Here is a 21,057-nt window from a genome sequence, read left to right as displayed (position 1 = left end):
ATGAATGAGAAAGATAAGCTTACATTATTCAAAGAAATTCTTTTAACGGACGAACGAGAGTTTGCAGAAAAAATTTCAACTAGAATTGATCAAATTGAAAAGACAATAAACGAACAAAAGAAGCTTTCAAAAAAAGTCGATCCCATAATTACTGAGCGTTTGAACGAATACACTCGAAGTATTCCCGAAACATTAGGCAGTACAATCACAGAAACACTCAAAAAAGAAATTAAAAACTCACGTAATGAAGTAGTTGATGCCCTATACCCCATTTTAGGGAAAATGATCAAAAAGTATATCTCACAAGAAATAAAAGTTCTTTCAGCCAAAATTAATGATCGTCTTAACTGGAAAAAGAGATTTAAGAATAGCATTAGAACTAAAAATAATGCTTCAACAAAACATTTAATCCCCACTAAAATTGAACAGGTTTTGCTTATTGAGCAGGAGTCCGGAATTTTGATTGGAAGTTATTCAAACAAACAGACCATTGATGAAGAAATGATTTCAGGAATGCTAACAGCAATAAAATCTTTTGTTGAAGACGCATACCTAAAAAAACAACAACACCTGGAGCTCATTGAATATGAGTTATTTAAAATACATATTCAAAGTTTTATGACTCATTACATTGCAGTTGTAATTTCAGGTAATTATCATCCTTCTTCGAAAGACAAATTACAAAACATGATTTTTGACTTTTATGAAGAGTTTACAAAAACTAGTATAATAGAAACAAAGAACCTTAATAAAAAATTAGCAAGTTATTTCAGTAATGCAGAAATCTAAAAAGATTGTACTTCTGGGACATTTCGGAGTTGGTAAAACCTCTTTAATTAGGCAATTTGTAAATAGCTCTTTTTCAGAATCTTATAAAGTAACCATTGGTGTTCATATTTCAAAAAAAGAACTCATTATCGAAACACTAGGTCCACTTTCACTAATTATATGGGATATAGAAGGAACCAAAGATTTAAATTCTGTCAGAGATGCTTATCTATTGGGTACTGATGGTGTGCTATATGTTTTTGATATAACCCGGCCTAAGAGTTATGAAAATATCCAAGACGATTTAAAAATTATTAAACAAAAATGCCCTAAAGCAAGCATACAAATCATTGGCAACAAATTAGATTTGATTGAAAAAGAAGTCTTAAACCAACTTGATAAAAAAAATCAGCTTACTTATGATTTTCTAACAAGCGCAAAAACAGGTGAACATGTTAATACTGCATTTTTAAATCTTGTAAAAAATTGTATTCTCCCAAAATCGTAAATAGAATGGGGCCGAGAATTCAACATATTATTACAGATTTAAATGGAAAAATCATTAACAGCAATCAAGCTATCTATAATTTTCAAAAAAATAGCTTGATTAGTGAAAAACACCCTTTTTTTTACAACATAGAATTTTTACCAATAAGTGACAACGGACTAATATTTACTTGTGTCAATTTGTGTATTGAAGACCAAGAAATTGTTGCTGATATTGAAATTAATAGAAGAGGGAAAATTCTTTCTATTGTTATTCAAGATTTGACAACTTATTATGAGAATTATCAATTAGTTGCCCAAGAAAAGAACGAATTAAATATCAGCTTAGAAAAAGTTAGCGAAAAAAATTTCATTCTTGAAGAAAGAGAGCAATTCAAAGAGAATTTTATTCAGAATTTTAGTCATGAATTACGAAATCCTTTAATGCATATTATCTCTTTTACTTCCCTTCTTTCTGATACCGGTTTAACTCAAGAACAAAAAGACTACGTCAATTTTATAAAAAGCTCAAGTAATAAATTGACTTCTATGGTAGAAGATATTTTAGAGGTTGGAAAAATTAATACAGGACAATTAATTATAAAAAAAGAAGCTTTTAGCATCGTTAATCTTCTTGAGAGTCTCCGCCTAGTATATGGTTTAAAAGCAAAGCAAAAAGGTCTTATTTTAAGAATGGAAATTAATAAAAATATACCTGAGGTATTAGTCTCTGACGAAAAATGCTTGTTTCAAATATTAACCAATCTTTTGGATAATGCCATTAAGTTTACAAATAGAGGGGAAATAGTCTTAAAGGTTATACTGAATCAACGCTGGGGTAGAAATATTAATTTGAGCTTTCATGTTTCCGATTCGGCTGGAGGCATTGAAAAGACTAGTATACCAAATATTTTTGAATATTTTCATCGCCTAGATAATGCCAAAGAACATAGAGGTTTAGGATTAGGTTTGCCAATAGTTAAAAAAATACTGAATGCTCTAAAAAGTGATATAAGAGTAACATCAAACTCAAAAGGTGGTTCTGTATTTTACTTCGATTTGAGTCTAACATGTATTCGAAAATCCTACATTAATCTCCCGACTTATTTGAATAAAAGTGTTTCTAAAACAACAGGTACAGCATTAAATAAAGCAAAGAAGCGTGTCATGATAGTTGAAGATGACGAGCAAACTCAATTAATCTTATTCAAGTACTTATTAGAAGAAAAAAAATACTCAATTGAAGCGTTTTCGGGTAAAGAAGATTTAAGTCCTATAATTACTAAAGAACCATTAGATTTAATAATTGTTGATATTCATCTACCAGAGACTAATGGCTATGAAATCGCCAGCCTAATTCGAAATCTTCCTGATAAAAAGACTAACAAAACTCCGATTATAGCCATAACAGCGGACGCCTATAAAAAAAATATCGAAAGATGTTATTCCTCAGGTATTAATACTGTCCTAACCAAACCATTTACAAAATTAGATTTAATTAATGCAATTAATACCTTTATTTAACCCTCAAAAAGGTGTAATTCAATTTTAACATAATTTTTTAAGCTTTTTACTTGTTAAAATACATTTCATCGATAAAAAAATACTTTTAATCGATATTTTTCTCCCTAATTCACTCTACGAATCTTACAATTAACAAAAGCAGAGCTAGCTTTATAATTAAAATGTAAAACTGGTTGTTTTCATTTTGGTGTTTTGTGGACGGGTAGATCTAAAAGTACTTATTAGTTCCCCCGATTACTTTTATTATTTACCCGTGCTAAACATTTAGCAAAAAATTTGGAAAATCAACTAATTGAATAATACCATTCATCGATTATTCATTGTTTCACAACAACTTATCGATGAAATACAACATCCGGGGGGATTGTTAAAAAAAATATAATATGTTTGAATTTTCTTACAAATATTTAAATAAAATCTTAATGAAAAGATTTATACTCAATAACTGGTTCTTTAGTCTTCTATCTTTTTTATTGCTCGGCACTGCGTTCTCTTATGGCCAAAATTGTTCGGTCAATGCAGGTATAAATGAGACAATATGCGTTAATGATGGTACGTTTACTTTATCAGGTTCTTCCGCTGGTTTGATTCAGAGTGGTCCGGTATGGTCTCAGGTTGCTGGTCCATCAGTTATCATTGATGACCCAAATGACCCTAATTCCTCAATAACGGGCTTAATTGGGGGGAACGTTTACACATTTCGGCTTTCGGCTAACTGTACGGATGGAAGCACACAATTTCAGGATGTTAACATTAGCGTGGAACCTATAACGATAGCGGATGCTGGAAATGATGTGACCTCTTGTCCCGATACCTCTGGAGCCATAAGCATAACGGGAAATACGCCGATTAATCCAGGTGAAATAGGGAGTTGGAGTATAGACGGCGCCAACAATGCTGGAGTTACTATAAATTCTCCAACTTCAGCAACAACAACTTTAGACTTAGCAGAAAGTAGCGCAGGTACCACAACACTTCGTTGGACTATTACCGGGCCAGACTTTGCTCCTGGTCAATTTTGTGAATCATCGGATACCATCACCATCACTAACTATGGTGGGGAGCTGCCAGTAAGTGCGGGAGCAAATCAAAATTTGGATAATTGTTATACCGTAACGCAGTCTACAAATTTGAATGCAAGTTTTGGCGGCAATAATATTAATGGACAACAAGGTGCCTGGTCTTTTGTCAGCGGGCCAAGCACACCAAACTTCTCAAATGCAAATAGCAATACTAGTAATGTATCTAATCTCATTGAAGGAACTTACGTATTAAGATGGACGGTTGCAGGTCCTTGCGTTTCCGGGCAAGATACGGTCACTATAACTGTAGATGAAGCTACCCAAGACATTTCGAATGCTTCAGTTCAGGAAAACAATATTCGCTTTTGCGACCCAAGTATTACAACTACAACTTTAGTAGGGTCACAACCCCAATTCTCTGGAGAGACCGTTCAATGGACACAAACCGGTGGACCTTCGGCCTCAATCCTCAATGATACGAATAGTACAACACAAATATCAGGTTTGGTTTCGCCAAATACCTATACTTTTGAGTACACGATAAGCAATTCGGTAACGGGTTGTTTTGATACGGAAACAGTTACCATAAGATATTCCGTAAATCCAATCACTATAACCGCAAACGGTGGCACTGATATCACTGGAGTTTGTGGGCAGTCCGAAGTGGACATTCCCTTTACGACAACGGGCAATGGCGGGAATACCTTTGCTATAGTTAGTGGCCCATCTGGTTCTACCTTAGTGGATCCCAATGATTTTAACAATACTGGAAGTACTCCATTGGCCATTGATTTTGATGTAGAGGGTACCTATACTGTACTATTGCGGAGAGCGGTAAGTGGGTCGGTACAGACCGGTTGTGAGGTAGGTACGGATGCCATCAATGTGACCATATCCTTGAATCCAACAAGTGCTAATGCAGGCACTGGGCAGGTCTTGGCTTGTAATGTGACATCGACCTCCTTGGCTGGTAATGCGGTAAGTACGGGGAACTCATTGTGGTCGCAAATAAATGGTCCAAATACGGCAACCATCACAAACCCCTTCGATCAGACCACCCCGGTTTCAGGACTTATTCCAGGTGAATACATCTTTCAGTATGCCATATCCGGGGGTAATGCCTGTTCTCCTTCTGCGGAGTCAACAGTAAGCGTTACCGTATCCTCAGATGCAGCGATTACCACAGATGCAGGACCAAATCAGCCTTTGGTATGTTTTGGAGCGCCAGTGTTGTTAGCTGCCCAAGATCTTCCTGCGCCCAATTTAGTTGGAGAATGGACCGTTGATACCGCTCCGGTTGGGGCTACAATCGTCTTTGCAGACGCCAATGATCCAAATACTTTGGTTTCCGGTTTGGATGATGCCAATGAAACCTATGTTTTAAGATGGACGGTTTCCAACCCCAATGACAATACATGCCCACCGCCGGGTACGGATACTGTAACCATTACCACGAATGCAACACCAGGTCCAACCACAGCAAATGCAGGCACTGATCAATGTTTAGCAGCTGGAACGGGCACAGTGAACCTGAATGGAAATGCCCCAGGTGCTGGGGAAACAGGACAATGGACCGCAACACCCAATACAGGAATAAGTTTTGCGGATAATACGTTGTTCAATACAACGGCAACAATTACAGTTGATCAAAGTTATACCCTTACTTGGACCATTTCAAAAGCCGGTTGTCAATCAACATTCGATGATGTAGAGATCACCGTAGATGCCTCGGCATCGGCCAATGCGGGTCCAGATGATAGTGTGTGCGTAGCTACGTATACGATGGTGGCAACAAGCTCAACAGGAACGGGCTTGTGGACCCAAGTTTCTGGTCCTGGTGGTGTTACCATTGATGATGAAACAAGCCCGACCGCACAATTTACTTTCACTTTTTCTGGTCAATATGTATTTGAGTGGACGGTCAACAGTGGAACCTGTTCCACAGATTCCGATCAGATTACCCTTAACATTGGTATCCCTCCTACTATTGCTGCTGTAGGTGCTGATCAGACTATTTGTCTGGCGGATAATACGGTATTGTCAGGAAACGGATTCGATTCCAATGTGGAAACTGGGTTTTGGACCTTGCTTTCCGGTGCCCCTAATACGCCCACAATTGCCAATGTGAACAATCCAAACACAGTGGTATCCAATTTAGTATCGGGAATTTACAATTTCAGATGGACCATAGCAGGGGATAGCAATTGCCCAACCTCATTTGCAGATTTACAAGTAGAAGTATTTGCACCTGCCGGAGATGATGAAACATTGCAGTTTTGTGAGATAACAAATTTTTTGGTGGAAGCTACCTTTGGTGCTACAGGTACTTGGGCACAAACCTCAGGTCCGACGACAGGTGTTTCCATAAATCAAAATCCGGCAAATAGTAATGTAGCCGAAATCGAGATTGTTGCTGGAAGTACATACGAGTTCACTTTTACAACGGATTATGCGTGTGGTACGGATACAAAAGTGGTGACCGTTGTTTCTAGTACGGCGCCTTCTATTGATCCCAATGCGGGACTAGACCAGATTTTGTGTACCGCAGATATTGGAGCTCCATTTCAGACCACTTTAGCCGGAAATTCACCACCAGTTGATGTTTCCAATGCGGAATGGCGTTTTGCCAATGAACCCTCAGGGAGTTTAGCTACCATTGATTCCCCCAACAGTCCAACATCTACAATATCAAACCTATCAGTACCGGGAGTTTATATTTTGGAATGGAACTTTGAATCTGGCAATTGTACGGATACTGCGGATGTTGTGCGCATTGAAGTTTTTGAAGCACCTTCCACCGCAGACGCTGGTGCAGATCAGACGGATGCTTGCCAATTGGATGCTCAAATGAATGCCGTTCCCCCAACTGCTGGAATTGGTACATGGACATTTTCCAACGATCCATCTGGAGGTGTCGCGGTAATTGATAGTCCAAATTCTCCCACTACAACCTTATCCAATATCACAATTTTGGGTACTTACGAACTTACATGGACGGTTACCAATGGAACAACCTTTGTTAACCCATCCTTATGTGCACCTAGTGTGGATACGGTTGAAATTACCTTTACCGACGTCCCACCTTCAGATGCTGATGCAGGCCCAGACCAAGATTTTTGTGATGCCACTTCAGCAAACTTGGCAGCTGTAGCACTAACTACAGGAACAGGAACATGGAACCAAACAGCCGGGCCTGGGATAACACAATTTGGAACTCCTGCCACAATTACGGATGTAAACAATCCCAATACGCCAGTTTCTGATTTGGAAGCTGGAACGTACGAATTCACCTGGACTGCAAGCAATGGGGGATGTACACTTACAGATACTATGGAAATTGTGATTCTATCCCAGCCGATAATAGCGGATGCTGGGCCGGATCAAACAATTCAACAATTTTCTACCATCGCCCTTGCAGCTACTCCAACGACTGTTGGCACAGGGCTTTGGACCCAGATTTCTGGACCCACTACAGCAAGTTTTGTAGATGACACTGCCCCAGATACAGAGGTCTTTGGTGTTGATGTGGGAGACTATGTATTTGAATGGACCGTATCTAATGGCATCTGTGCCGATGTTTCGGATACCATGACACTAACCATTTTAGGGATGGCTGATTTGGAGTTGACCAAGACGGTAAATCCTACTAGCGTAAACGCCGGTGACACGGTTACCTTTACCATTTCTATTTTTAACAATGATGGTACTGCTTTTGGCAATTCTGATGCTACCGGAGTTACTGTTGAAGATATTGTTCCAAGCGGATATACCCTAGTTCCAGGAACGGTTAGTAATGGTGGTGTTTTTAATGCAGGGGATTTATCAATAGTATGGTCCAATCTGACTGTGGTATTTGGAGCTACCCTAGACCTTTCTTTCGATGCTACCGTCAATACGACAGGTGTATATGACAATACCGCTGAGATAACGGCAAGTGATCAACCCGATCCAGATTCTACGGTAAACAATGCCAGTCCTGCAGAAGATGATCAAAGTACAACAGCGATTACCCTTCAATCTTCGGATTTAAGTTTATTGAAGACGGTGAGTCCCACCACGGCAAGTGTAGGCGAAACAGTGACCTTTAGTTTGGAGGTCTCCAATGCGGGTACTTCCAATGCGAGCGGGATTGCGGTTTCGGATGTTGTTCCCAGTGGTTATACCATAGGCACGGTGAACAATGGTGGGTCTGTTTCCGGAAACGAGATAAGCTGGAGCGGCCTATCGGTGACCAGCGGGGGTTCCACCACGGTTTCGTTTGAAGCTGCGGTGAGCATGCCCACGGGAGCCGCCGGAGAGTACACGAACACGGCTGAGATTACGGCGAGCGATCAATTGGACCCGGACAGTACGCCAGGGAACGATGATGGGAATCAAAGTGAGGATGACGAGAGCGCTTCGGGGATTACCTTGGAACAAGTGGATTTGGAACTTGGCATAAGCAGTGCCCCTACATCTGGCAATGCTGGCGACACGGTGACCTACACGGTTTCCTTGACCAATGACGATACCGTTGCAACGGGGGACGCCACCGGTGTGGATGTTGTAGTTGTGGTACCATCGGGCTTTACCATAGTACCGGGAAGTATTAGCAACGGAGGGGTGTACAACTCTGGGAGCGGGACGATAACTTGGAGCGGTGTTTCCCTTACCAATGGGACAACAACGGACTTCACGTACGATGTTACGGTGAACCCCAGTGGCAATTACGATACCACGGGAGAGATTACGACTTCGGACTTGCCCGACCTGGACAGTACGCCCAACAATGATGATGGGGACCAGAGCGAGGACGATGAAGCACTTGCTTCCTTCACCTTACAGTCAGCGGATTTAAGTCTGTTAAAAACTGTGAGTCCCACCACAGCTAGTGTTGGGGAGACCGTAACGTTTACACTCGCTATTTCCAATGCTGGAACTAGCAATGCTACAGGTGTTTCAATTGCCGACCTTGTGCCTGGAGGCTATACAATTGGCACCATCAACAATGGAGGAACCCGGATTGGGAATGAAATAACATGGACGGGCCTTACCGTAACAAGTGGCGGTTCTACCTCAGTTTCTTTTGAAGCAGTGGTGAACATGCCAACAGGAGCAAGTGGGGAATACAACAACACAGCCGAAATAACGGCAAGTGATCAAATAGATCCAGATAGTACTCCAAACAACGATAATGGGGATCAAAGCGAAGATGATGAGAGTGCATCTGCGATTGTATTAGAGGTTGCGGATTTAGAACTAACGAAATCCATATCCTCATCTAACGGAAATGTTGGGGATATTTTAACCTTTACCATTTCTTTAGAGAATAATGGGACAGGAGATGCAACCGGGGTTTCCATCGTAGATACACTTCCAAACGGTTTTGATATTGTTGGTGGTACCATAAGTAATGGCGGTTTCTATAACCCAGGAAGTCTGACCATAACATGGGACAACCTATCGGTAACCAATGGAGCTACGCAAAATTTAACGTATGATGTAAGTGTTAATGCGAGCGGAAACTACACCAATATTGCCCAGATTACGGCATCGGATTTACTGGATCCCGATAGTTTACCAAACAACGATGATGGCGATCAGAGCGAAGATGACGAGACAAACGCCACTTTTACCCTTCAATCGTCTGATTTAAGTTTGTTGAAGACTGTGAGTCCCACCACGGCAAGTGTTGGTGAGACGGTCACCTTTTCCTTAGAGATATCCAATGCAGGGACTTCGAACGCAAGTGGGGTTGCGGTTTCAGATGTTGTTCCCAGTGGTTATACCATAGGAACGGTGAACAATGGTGGGTCTGTTTCCGGAAACGAGATAAGCTGGAGCGGCCTATCGGTGACCAGCGGGAGTTCTACCACGGTTTCGTTTGAGGCTGTAGTGAACATGCCCACCGGATCGGGCGGAGAGTACAATAACACGGCTGAAATCACGGCGAGCGATCAATTGGACCCGGACAGTACCCCTGGGAACGACGATGGTGACCAAAGTGAAGATGATGAGAGCGCTTCAAGTATTACCCTTGAACAAGTAGATCTTGAACTAGATATCTCAAGCGTACCAACTTCGGGTAATGCGGGCGATACCGTTACCTATACCGTAGCGTTGACCAATGACGATACCATTGAAACTGGTGATGCTACTGGAGTTGAAATAGTGGTTGTAGTTCCTTCTGGGTTTACAATTGTTCCAGGCAGCATTAGTGGTGGCGGTGTTTACAACCCAGGTAGCGGGACAATCACTTGGAGCAATGTTAATGTTGCAAATGGTGATACTTCTAACTTTACATATGACGTAACCGTAAATGAGTCTGGAAATTACAATACAACCGGTGAAATTACGGCCTCTGATTTACCTGATGTCGACAGTACACCAAACAATGACGATGGAGACCAAAGTGAAGATGATGAGGCAATTTCCCCATTCTCTTTGCAATCCGCCGACCTTAGTTTAGTAAAAGATATTAGTGCTGGATCCAGTGCGACTCCTAACATAGGTGATACCTTGGTTTTTGAACTTACAATAACCAATGCAGGTCCAAACACTGCAACTAATGTAGTTATTGAAGATGAAGTACCAAGAGGCTACACCTTAGGAACCGTCAACAATGGCGGTACTTCCATTGCAGGTATTTTCTTAAGTTGGGATATTGCCTCACTGCCAGTTGGCAACACTACCTTATCTTATGAAGTTACAGTAAACGAACCTTCTGGTGATATTGATGAATATTTAAATATTGCGGAGGTTGCGGCAAGCGACCAATCAGACCCAGATAGTGAGCCTTTCAATGATGATGGTGACCAAGATGAAGATGATGAAGACTTTTTTGAAATAACACCACAGCTTATTGATTTAGATCTTGACAAATCTGTTAGTATAAGTAATCCAAATGTTGGTGACGTTGTTACCTTCACAATAGCAATCAGCAACTTAGGTAATGCACCTGCCACCGGGGTTGCTGTTGAAGATATTCTTCCTTCTGGTTATAGCAATGTAACTAGTATTAGTAATGGTGGTTCGTTTGGAGCCGGAGTTGTTTCTTGGTCTGGATTAAACATTCCATTGGGTTCTAATAGCATATCCTTGACATTTAATGCACAAGTTTTAGCTCCAACTGGAGCAGTTGATGAGTATAAAAACCGAGTTGAAGTTACCGCTGCTGACCAATTTGATACAGATAGCGCTCCAAACAACGATGATGGTGATCAAAGTGAAGATGATGAAGATAATATTACCATCATACCACAACAGGCAGATTTAAGCCTCACTAAAACTGCAAGTACCCCAAGTCCAAATGTTGGAGATACCGTAATGTTTACATTAACGATTAATAACTTAGGACCTAACATTGCAACAAATGTTGCTTTAGAAGATATTTTACCTTCAGGATTTACTTTAACTACAGTAAATAATGGTGGTTCGTCAGCAGTAAATACCGCAAGCTGGACGGGTCTAACAGTACTAGCTAATGGTGGTTCAACTTCAGTAACTTATGAAGCAACTGTAAATGCACCTACAGGGGCATTCGATGAATACTTAAATGTGGCGAGTATTACCGCATCTGACCAATTTGACCCAGATAGTGACCCTACTACTGGTAATGCTATTGATGAAGATGGTAATGGTCAAGGTGACGACGATGATGAAGATGCTATAAACCTTACACCGAACGTTGCAGATTTATCATTGACCAAAATAGTTGTTGATGGCGATACTAGTCCGCAAGTGGGAACTGAAATTAGTTTTGAAATTACGGTTTTCAATGATGGTCCACAAGATGCCAATGACGTAGTAGTGCAAGATTTACTTCCTACCGGTTTCGATTTTATACTATATAGTTCAACTTCCGGAATCTATAATGAAAGTACCGGGGTTTGGTTGGTTGGTGATATTTCTAGCGGAGGTTCAGAAACTCTAGTAATAGATGTTTTAGTAAATCCCACAGGAAATTATACCAATGTTGCAGAAGTGACTGCGTCTGATGTCTTTGATATAGATTCTACACCAAACAATGATATTTTGACAGAAGATGATCAAGATGATGTTACGGTATCACCAATAAGCACTATTGACATTTCTCTGGACAAAACTGTTAGCAATGATACACCTGATGTTAATACGGACATTACCTTCACTATAACGGTTACTAATGAAGGACCAAGCGAAGCTACTAACCTTCAAGTCTTAGATCAGTTACCTTCCGGCTTCACTTATGTATCAGATGATTCGGTAGGGGCTTACGATGATACAACAGGAAATTGGAATATTGGAAATCTAGGTATTGGAAATACAACAGTATTAAATATCGTGGCTACAGTAAATACCATCGGAGTCTACACAAATATTGCAGAGGTCATCTCACATACAGAATTAGATATTGACTCAACACCAAATAATGATATTCTTAGTGAAGACGACCAAGACGAGGTTGTTGTTTCACCAAGACCATTGGTTGACATTTCAGTAACCAAAGTTGCTAATGATATGACCCCCAACATTGGAGGAGAGGTTGAATTTACTGTAACTGTAACCAATGATGGACCAAGTGATGCTACAAATATCGTTGTGACAGACTTATTGGAATCTGGCTATGAATTTGTAAGTGCTACACCTACAAACGGAATTTACGAAGATCTAAATGGTTCATGGACTATTGGAGATTTGGACAACGGTATCACTGAAACAATTATCATTACTGCTAATGTTTTGGCAAATGGCACGTATACTAATACCGCGGAACTAACAGACTTGAATGAATTTGATATAGATTCAGAACCTTCAAATAATGATGACACCGAAGATGATCAAGAAACTATCGAGCCAACTCCGGTTCTAGTTTCAGATCTCGAATTGACCAAGACCGTTAATGACGCATCTCCATTTGTGGGTAATGAAGTCATATTTACCTTGAGTTTAATCAATAACGGTCCAAGTGACGCTAGTGGCGTTGAAGTGGTTGATTTACTTCCAGACGGTTATACTTATGTATCTAACAATAGCACAGCTGGGGTCTATAATGAAGCTTCAGGTTTATGGTCTTTGAATGGTGTAATTCCAAATGGAACGACGGAAACCTTGAATATTGTAGTAGTTGTTAATCCTTCTGGAAATTATAGCAATAGTGCGGAAATTACAGGTTCTAATAATAATGATATTGATTCCACACCAGCGAATGATATTGCTTCGGAAGATGATCAAGATAATGCGGACACCACTCCGACACCACTAGCTGACCTCTCACTGGTCAAAACAGTGGATAATGAATTTCCTGATGTTTCAGACACTATAACCTTCACATTGACTCTGAATAATGCTGGGCCTAGTGCCGCAACAGGCATTCAGGTTAATGAGACGTTACCCTCGGGTTATACTTATATTTCTGATGATAGCGGGGGTCTTTATAATCCGGGAACAGGAATTTGGAATGTTACTAGCCTCGCTGCTGATGCCACAATTGAACTTAATATTGTAGTTGGTATAAATACTACAGGAAGTTATGCAAATGTTGCAGAAGTTATTGCAGTTAACGAATTAGACCCAAATTCCACACCTAACAACAATGATATCAATGAAGATGATCAAGACGAACAAGTGACTTTACCAAGAGTTATAACCGATATCTCTGTATTAAAAACAGTCGATAATGCAAATCCTTCAGTTGGTTCTCAAATAACATTTACTATTACTGTAACCAATGATGGTCCAAGCGATGCCACAGGCCTTGTTGTAGAAGACATTCTAGCATCTGGTTATGAATTTGTAAATGCGGTACCATCCTCAGGAACTTATGATGAAGTCATCGGTTCTTGGAATATTACAGGCTTATTAAATGGAGCTTCTGAAACCTTAGATATTGTTGCTACCGTTTTAACAAACGGTGATTACTCCAACACTGCAGAATTAATTGCACTTGATACTTTTGACCCCGATTCGTCACCAGATAATAATCTTAACTCTGAAGATGATCAAGACACCGTTACCCCTGTTCCAACAGGTCTAGCTGATTTGAGCCTAACTAAAGAGGTGGATGAATTAAACCCAAATGTCGGTGACATTATAGAGTTTACTATTAACCTTACCAATAGTGGTGATAGTGATGCTACGGGTGTTGTGGTTACAGATGTTGTACCAAGTGGATACACTTATCAGTCCCATTTAAGTACTGCCGGGGTATACGACCCTAATACAGGAGTTTGGAATACCAATGGGGTAATACCAAATGGTACTACTGAAACCTTAATAGTGCTTTTACAAGTAAATGCACCGACAGGTACGGATGGAGAGTATACCAATATTGCTGAAATAACAGCCAGTAATCAAGCTGACCCTGATAGTAATATCAATGAAGATTCATCTATTGATGACTTGGCTGACGGTTTGGCCGATGATGATGAAGCAAGTGTAACTGTAGTTCCGCAATCAGTTGATATTTCGGTAGACAAAATAGTAAGCAATGAAAGACCTAAGATTGGTGATGAAATTCAATTTACTATTACCATTAGTAACTTAGGAATTTCTGATGCCACGAACGTTGGTATTGAAGAGTTATTACCAAACGGTTATGCTTACCAAAGTTCACAGGCTTCTATGGGCGCATTCGACCAGGTGGATGGATTCTGGGAAATTCCAGTATTAGCAAGTTCCGAAACGGCCACTTTAATCATTAACGTAGAAGTTTTAGAAGAAGATGACTATATCAACACAGCTAACCTAGCATTTGTGGATCAAATAGATTTAAATGAATCCAATGATTCAGATCAAGCCACAATTGATCCTACCTGTTTGACTATTTACAATGAGTTTTCACCCAATGATGACGGCGTAAACGATTTATTTCAAATTGATTGTATTTCAAGATATCCTAATAATGTGCTACGTGTCTATAATAGATGGGGGAACATTGTTTTTGAGCAGAAGAATTATGATAATACTTGGGATGGTCTTTCTAACGGAAGAGCCACTATAAGTGAACAAGAACTTCTGCCTGTTGGTACTTATTATTACATACTTGAGTTAGGAGATGGCTCAGAACCTGTTTCAGACTGGCTATATATTAATAGATAAACCGATAATAAAATTTCAATAAAAGCTTCTATAATGAAAAGTTATTTAAAATATATTTTACTAATAATATGTACCGGTTTTGGTTCTTCCCTGTTTGGACAACAAGACCCTCAGTTTACCCAATACATGTATAACACGCTTAGTGTTAATCCAGCATATGCCGGATCAAGAGGTCATTTATCCATTCTAGGTATGTATAGAACGCAATGGGTTGGATTAAATGGTGCCCCAACAAGTCAAGTGTTAGCCATTGACGGCCCTGTTGGAAACAACGTTGGTTTAGGGGTGATTTTAACTAATGATGAACTTGGCCCAGCTAATGAAACGTTTTTTGATGCCAATTTTGCATATACTATTCGTTTAAACCGCGATGATAAAAGGTTGTCCTTTGGATTAAAAGGTGGAGGGCGATTATTTAACGTAGATTTTTCCAGAGGGTTATTTGACGACCAAACCGATGTTGCCTTTCAAAATAATATTGAAAATAAATTCTTTCCGACCATTGGAGCAGGAATTTACTATCATACCAATAAAGGTTATTTTGGTGTAGCGATTCCAAACTTTTTCTCAGAAGAGCATTACGATGGCTCGGTTCAAAAAATAGCAACCGAGAGATTACATTATTTTATAACCGGAGGACGAGTTTTTCAACTTAATCAAGATGTATTATTTAAACCAGCTGTTTTTGTAAAGTGGGTTCCTGGTGCGCCAATAATTGCTGATTTGTCCGCTAATTTTTTAATAAAAGAAACCTTAACTCTTGGAGCAGCTTATAGATGGGATGATTCCTTTTCAGGGTTATTGGGTATTGATATTTCTCCAAAATTTCATGTGGGCTATGCCTATGACTTTACCACAACTGAGTTACAAAATTACAATAACGGCACCCACGAAATCTTTTTAAGATTTGAACTTAAATCATTAGATAAAAGAGTAAAATCCCCAAGATTCTATTAAAATAAAAGCATGAAAAAAATATTCTTTTACAGTGTTGTTTGTGTTGCAAACATTATGTTCGCCCAAAACACAAATACCTCAGCAGAAAAAAGTTTTAATTCTCTTTGGTATGTTAGAGCAGCAAAGCAATTTCAAGCTCAAGTACAAAGAGGCGATGATTCTCAAGAGGCCCTTCAAAAAGTTGGGGATGCCTACTACTTTAATACCGATATGAAAAATGCGGTTAAATGGTACGGACAACTATTCGGTAACTATGAGCAAGTTTTGGAACCAACCTATATTTTCAGATATATACATGCCTTGAAAGGGGTTGGAAATTACGGCATGGCAAAATTATTAACGGAAAGATATGAGAAGGTTTTAAAAGAAGCAGAATATGATATTAGTACTTTGGCTAGTAACAAAGACGAATTGGAAAAGCTGCTAAATATGGAGCCACAGTTCTATGTATCCAACTTATCAATAAATACGAAACTAGCGGACTTTGGCACAGCCTATTACAAGAACCAAGTTATTTTTGCGTCGAGTCGGGATACTATGAATCTTCATACGCGAATTTATAAATGGAATGAACAGCCCTATTTAAATTTATTTAGTGCGGATACCATAAGTAGTGGTTTGGATTTAAAAAATGTAACAGCATTCTCAAAAACCATAAATAGTAAATATCACGAGGCTATTGTAGCTTTTACTCCGGATGGTAATACCATGTATTTTACACGTAACAATTACACAGACAAAGAGCTTAAAAGGGACAATGAGGGCACCAACCATTTAAAATTGTATAAATCGAAATTGGTTGATAGTACATGGAATACTCCAATTGAGTTACCATTTAATGATGAAAACTACTCCGCAGGGCAGCCCGCTTTAAGCCCAGATGGTAAGAAACTATACTTTGTATCTGATATGCCCGGTTCTATAGGTGCTACAGATATTTTTGTAGTCGACATTTTGGATGAAGATTCTTATAGCAATCCTAAGAATTTGGGACCTACTATAAATACAAATGGAAGGGAAATGTTTCCATATGCGACTGAAGGTAAACTTTACTTTTCGTCAGATGGTCATTTAGGCCTTGGAGGTTTGGATGTTTTTGAGAGTGACCAAAATGAGACTTTCTCTAGACCAAGGAACTTAGGTAAGCCACTGAACGGTAAACTTGATGATTTTGCTTATATAGTTAACGAAGAAACTCAGCAAGGATATTTTTCTTCGAACCGTGAAGGAGGAAAAGGAGATGATGATATTTATTCATTTCAACGCATAGAAGTACCTTGTAAGCAATCTGTCATGGGCAATATAATAAATCAAGAGAGTAAGCGACCTTTAGCTAATTCTATAGTAACTATAGAAGATAGCTCTGGGGATTTACTAGCTGAAACTATGAGCGACAGTTTTGGTGAATATCATTTTAATATTGAGCTTCCTTGTGCACAAACTTTTTTAATTAAGGCAAGCAAAGAAGGTTTTGAAAGTTCCGACAGACAATTTGCAACTACAACAGAGTCAAATTATTCCAATGAAGTTACTTTAAACCTTAACAAATTAAACCCACTTATTGTCCGAGAAGGTAGCGTATTAAAAATTAAAATCGGAATGATTTATTTTGACTTTGATAAGCACAATATAAGATATGATGCATCAATTGAATTGAACAAAATTGTTTTCTTGATGAAAGAATATCCTAATATGATAATAAAAATTGAATCACATACGGATTCAAGAGGTAATGATGCTTATAACGAAAGTCTATCGGATAGAAGAGCAAAGGCCACAAGAGACTACATTATTTTAAATGGTATAGTAGCGCACAGAATAGAAAGCGCTATTGGCTATGGTGAAAAACAACTCGTCAATGAGTGTGATAACAATTCAGAATGTAGTAACGAAAGACACAATGTAAACAGAAGATCAGAGTTTATAATCTTACAATTGGAATAAGCAGATTAATGTTCCAGATAATTCTTCATGTTTCCCCAAAATTATTTTTATGATATTAGAAAAAACAAGATAGTTGGTCTTAAAAAAGAACTTTTCTCGGTTAGAGTTAAGCTCCTGTTTTGACATTATTTTCTAGTTTTTGCCTTAGTACTTGCATATCATCACATACTTTTCTTTCAAGAACTTTTGCATATATCTGTGTAGTGGTTAATTTGGAATGACCAAGCATTTTTGAAATAGTTTCAATTGGGACACCATTTGTTAATGTAACTGTGGTCGCAAAAGTATGTCTAGCCATATGAAAAGTTAAGTTTTTTTCAATTTTTGCTAGCACAGCTATTTCTTTTAAATATAAATTCATTTTTTGATTGGATATCATTGGGAACAATGTGCCATTCATCTTTGAGCGTTTATCGCATTTGTACCGTTCAATTAATACCAATGCTTTGGCAAGCAAGGGTATCTTGACAGAATTTCTAGTTTTCTGCCTTTGCGTAACTATCCAAGTGGTTTTGTCCATACCTAGAACTAAACTTTGGTTATTCAATAGCACTAAGTCAATATAGCTGATGCCTGTATAACAACTGAATATAAATAAGTCTCTAACTGTTTGCAAGCGCATAGATTCTATATTCAATTTCTCTATATCGTTCAACTCTTCAGAGGTAAGATAACCTCTTTGTGTAGGTAGTAGCTTTTGTTTGAATTTGTGGAATGGGTCTCTATCAATCCATTCTAATTGATAGGCAAGAGTAATCATTCGGCGTAATCTTTGAATGTGCTTCATCACTGCATTGTTTCCAATTTTCTTTCGATAGTTTCTTGGCTTATGGTTTCGTAGAAAGGTTTCAAAATCAAGAATGAATTTATAGTCAAGGTCAGCAAGTTCTATGTCTTCTACTTTGTGTTTCTTTTTTAGGAAAAGTAGAATATACCTTTGGCTTGTAAGGTATAACCTAGAGGTATTGTAATGAAGTTTGCTGAACATATTGGCGTTATGGTACTCAATAATATTTCTCAAAGTATAATGGTCAATCTTTTCATCACCCACAAACTTCGATTTTATAGCTTGGGGTGTTATTCGTTTATGGTCAGCCCTTAGCTCTTGGTAGCATTGAAATAATTTAGAATGTACTTCATCAAGATATTGATTGATGGTTCTGGCTTCTTCGCTAGTTCCTCTAATCCTTTGAATTTTTGGGTTCCAATATCTAGTATCAACCCTTCTTTTGAGGCTAATATTGAGTTTTTTTCTATCTACCGTTATTCTGGCATATAGAGGTGCTTGATTATTCCTAATTCTTTTTGCATATATCCAGAATAGGATAGAAAACGTTGAAGAAGTTCGCATGACGTTCATCTTTAAGTTAAACTTAGTTTAGACGAAAGTCAAATCACCAGTAAAGCTATTGTTTAACAGCTTTAAAACCAATATCTTTAAGAAAAGAAAACATTTGGTTAAAAATGTTGACGATTTGTGAACTCAAATGAATGGTTTTAAATAATATCATTTAAAGTCAAAAAAACGTAAAACATTGAAAATCAATATATTTAAGCATTTATAGGATGCCTTTAAATGTTAAAAAGCGGCCCCGGCAAGAATCGAACTTGCATCTAAAGTTTAGGAAACTTCTATTCTATCCATTGAACTACGGGGCCCATAAACAGGAGGGTAAAAATAGTATTTTTGATAGAAAGCAATTCTATATCTCAGCTATAAAATTTATTGATTATGCAGACTCACGGATATTCAGGAACACCATTAGCAAAAAAGTTGGGAATTAAGGAAGGGTTCTATATTCAAGTGTTAAACGCACCTAAAAATTACTTAGATTTTTTTACTTCCTTTCCTGCAGCTGTTCAAATAAGTACTACCAAGGAAAAATTGAAGATAGATTTCGCCCATATTTTCTGCACTACACAAGAGGAGTTGGAAATCTATTTTGTTTTAGCTAAAAACAACCTAAAGAAAACAGGAATTCTTTGGGTGAGTTGGCCGAAAAAGAGTTCTAAAGTTCCAAGTGAAATAGACAAGTTCAACGTAATGAAATTTGGCCTTGAATCTGGTCTGGTAGATACAAAAGTGGCTGCCATTGACGCTGATTGGAGCGGGCACAAATTTGTTTACCGAACAAAGGATAGATAATATTTAATTCTTCATTACCTTTAAATTAAATACTAAGAGCTTGGAAAGAAAAGTAAAAAACGTATTTGTAAGTGGGCCTATCACTCCTGAATTTATAGCAAATTCCATTGCCAAACATCAGAGCAAAACCACTATTGGTGCTCATGACATTTTTTTGGGCCAGGTACGTGCAGATGAAATTGAAGGAAAAAAAGTAGGGGCAATAGAATACACGGCTTATGAAGAAATGGCCAACATAAAATTTCATGAAATCAGAGAGGCTACGTTCGCGAAATTCGACCTTACTTGTATGCACATTTATCACAGTTTGGGTAAAGTTGAGGTTGGTGAAATCTGCCTATTTGTTTTTGTTTCTTCCCCACATCGAAAAGAAGTATTTGATGCGCTACATCATGTAGTCGAAGAAATTAAAAAAGAAGTCCCCGTATTTGGTAAAGAGTTGTTTGAGGATGACTCTTATCAATGGAAAGTTAATACATAGTTCATGGTAGATATCACGCAAAAACAAAACACCCATCGAACTGCGGTAGCGCAAGCCATTGTAAAAGTAGGCTCGCAAGATACTATTACTGCCATTAGAGAAAATAAGGTGCCTAAAGGTGATGTATTTGCCATGAGCAAGGCTGCGGGATTTTTGGGCCTTAAAAAAACACCGGAATTATTGCCCGACTGCCACCCATTACCTATTGAGTTTGCAGGAATAGATTATGAGATTGATGGATTGAATATTATTGTAAAAGTCACTGTGAAAACCTTTTATAAGACTGGGGTAGAGGTTGAGGCCATGCACGGAGCTAGTGTGGTAGCCTTAAATATGTATGATATGCTGAAGCCTATAGACAAAGCCATTGAAATTCACCAAATTAAATTACTTAAAAAGACAGGTGGCAAGTCTGACATTGGTGCTTAAAAAAATCAATTTTTGTTGAACGTATTCTTTTTTTGTTTTCATTTGTAAAGTGTTTTAGCTGAACATTTGAAACCTGTTTATTTGTTCGGGTCTTCGGCAGTTAGGAAGTCAATCGCCAAGACAGCCCTAGGGTGGGGTAACCGAAAATTAAAGCTAGCTTCCGTTTATATTTCTTCTATTTTGGGTAGTCAACACCCCTACTTTTTCGTTCCAACAACTGAAAGGCAGATTATTATCTGATT

Annotated in this window: 10 protein-coding genes and 1 tRNA gene; 9 read left to right on the top strand and 2 right to left on the bottom strand. The window is 38.5% G+C overall.

Features of this window, described 5'->3' with window-relative positions; genetic code table 11:
• The 6 genes from ACFSQJ_RS18215 to ACFSQJ_RS18190 all read left to right on the top strand — a co-directional run bounded on the left by ACFSQJ_RS18215 (nucleotide 1) and on the right by ACFSQJ_RS18190 (nucleotide 17,759).
• A complete protein-coding gene (locus ACFSQJ_RS18215) occupies nucleotides 1–789 on the top strand; it encodes a cell envelope biogenesis protein OmpA (protein WP_339335528.1) in 789 nt (262 codons plus the stop codon).
• A complete protein-coding gene (locus tag ACFSQJ_RS18210; RefSeq protein ID WP_339335526.1) occupies nucleotides 776–1,276 on the top strand; it encodes a Rab family GTPase in 501 nt (166 codons plus the stop codon). The genes ACFSQJ_RS18215 and ACFSQJ_RS18210 overlap by 14 nt, the downstream gene beginning before the upstream one ends.
• Nucleotides 1,277–1,281: 5 nt before the next feature.
• Nucleotides 1,282–2,778 carry a hybrid sensor histidine kinase/response regulator gene (locus ACFSQJ_RS18205; RefSeq protein WP_339335524.1) on the top strand — a complete coding sequence of 499 codons (1,497 nt, stop codon included), beginning with the start codon at nucleotides 1,282–1,284 and terminating at the stop codon, nucleotides 2,776–2,778.
• Between the two features lie 422 nt (nucleotides 2,779–3,200).
• Nucleotides 3,201–14,858, top strand: coding sequence for a PKD domain-containing protein (locus ACFSQJ_RS18200; RefSeq protein WP_339335522.1), 11,658 nt, complete (start codon nucleotides 3,201–3,203; stop codon nucleotides 14,856–14,858).
• Nucleotides 14,859–14,891: 33 nt separating this feature from the next.
• Nucleotides 14,892–15,815 carry a PorP/SprF family type IX secretion system membrane protein gene (locus tag ACFSQJ_RS18195; RefSeq protein ID WP_339335520.1) on the top strand — a complete coding sequence of 308 codons (924 nt, stop codon included), beginning with the start codon at nucleotides 14,892–14,894 and terminating at the stop codon, nucleotides 15,813–15,815.
• 9 nt (nucleotides 15,816–15,824) lie between these two features.
• Nucleotides 15,825–17,759 carry an OmpA family protein gene (locus ACFSQJ_RS18190; protein ID WP_339339887.1) on the top strand — a complete coding sequence of 645 codons (1,935 nt, stop codon included), beginning with the start codon at nucleotides 15,825–15,827 and terminating at the stop codon, nucleotides 17,757–17,759.
• A 106-nt stretch (nucleotides 17,760–17,865) separates the two neighbouring features.
• Here the strand turns inward: ACFSQJ_RS18190 and ACFSQJ_RS18185 are convergent, their stop codons facing one another.
• Both ACFSQJ_RS18185 and ACFSQJ_RS18180 read right to left on the bottom strand, forming a co-directional pair.
• Complete coding sequence (locus tag ACFSQJ_RS18185) at nucleotides 17,866–19,110, bottom strand: site-specific integrase (RefSeq protein ID WP_339338347.1); 1,245 nt, start codon at nucleotides 19,108–19,110, stop codon at nucleotides 17,866–17,868.
• A 236-nt stretch (nucleotides 19,111–19,346) separates the two neighbouring features.
• A tRNA-Arg gene (locus ACFSQJ_RS18180) sits at nucleotides 19,347–19,418 on the bottom strand.
• Nucleotides 19,419–19,491: 73 nt separating this feature from the next.
• Here ACFSQJ_RS18180 and ACFSQJ_RS18175 point away from each other — a divergent pair.
• Genes ACFSQJ_RS18175 through moaC form a run of 3 tightly spaced genes read left to right on the top strand, consistent with a single transcriptional unit; the run spans nucleotide 19,492 to nucleotide 20,815 of the window.
• A complete protein-coding gene (locus ACFSQJ_RS18175) occupies nucleotides 19,492–19,905 on the top strand; it encodes a DUF3052 domain-containing protein (protein WP_377768323.1) in 414 nt (137 codons plus the stop codon).
• A 40-nt stretch (nucleotides 19,906–19,945) separates the two neighbouring features.
• Nucleotides 19,946–20,386 (top strand): molybdenum cofactor biosynthesis protein MoaE, encoded by a 441-nt coding sequence (locus ACFSQJ_RS18170; protein ID WP_377768321.1) that lies wholly within the window; start codon nucleotides 19,946–19,948, stop codon nucleotides 20,384–20,386.
• Between the two features lie 3 nt (nucleotides 20,387–20,389).
• On the top strand, nucleotides 20,390–20,815 hold the full coding sequence (gene moaC, locus ACFSQJ_RS18165) for a cyclic pyranopterin monophosphate synthase MoaC (RefSeq protein WP_377768320.1): 426 nt from the start codon (nucleotides 20,390–20,392) through the stop codon (nucleotides 20,813–20,815).
• The last annotated feature ends 242 nt before the right edge of the window (nucleotides 20,816–21,057 follow it).

This window comes from Croceitalea marina, assembly GCF_042684265.1.
Lineage (GTDB): Bacteria > Bacteroidota > Bacteroidia > Flavobacteriales > Flavobacteriaceae > Croceitalea > Croceitalea marina.
The sequence above is the reverse complement of the archived record's forward strand: the minus strand, read 5'-3'. Positions and strand labels throughout refer to the sequence as shown.

Excerpts from the sequence above, each read along its gene's own strand:
- ACFSQJ_RS18215 (WP_339335528.1), top strand. The coding sequence starts at position 1 with ATGAATGAGAAAGATAAGCTTACATTATTCAAAGAAATTCTTTTAACG.
- moaC (WP_377768320.1), top strand. The coding sequence starts at position 20,390 with ATGGTAGATATCACGCAAAAACAAAACACCCATCGAACTGCGGTAGCG.
- ACFSQJ_RS18175 (WP_377768323.1), top strand. The coding sequence starts at position 19,492 with ATGCAGACTCACGGATATTCAGGAACACCATTAGCAAAAAAGTTGGGA.
- ACFSQJ_RS18190 (WP_339339887.1), top strand. The coding sequence starts at position 15,825 with ATGAAAAAAATATTCTTTTACAGTGTTGTTTGTGTTGCAAACATTATG.
- ACFSQJ_RS18195 (WP_339335520.1), top strand. The coding sequence starts at position 14,892 with ATGAAAAGTTATTTAAAATATATTTTACTAATAATATGTACCGGTTTT.
- ACFSQJ_RS18210 (WP_339335526.1), top strand. The coding sequence starts at position 776 with ATGCAGAAATCTAAAAAGATTGTACTTCTGGGACATTTCGGAGTTGGT.
- ACFSQJ_RS18185 (WP_339338347.1), bottom strand. The coding sequence starts at position 19,110 with ATGCGAACTTCTTCAACGTTTTCTATCCTATTCTGGATATATGCAAAA.
- ACFSQJ_RS18205 (WP_339335524.1), top strand. The coding sequence starts at position 1,282 with ATGGGGCCGAGAATTCAACATATTATTACAGATTTAAATGGAAAAATC.
- ACFSQJ_RS18200 (WP_339335522.1), top strand. The coding sequence starts at position 3,201 with ATGAAAAGATTTATACTCAATAACTGGTTCTTTAGTCTTCTATCTTTT.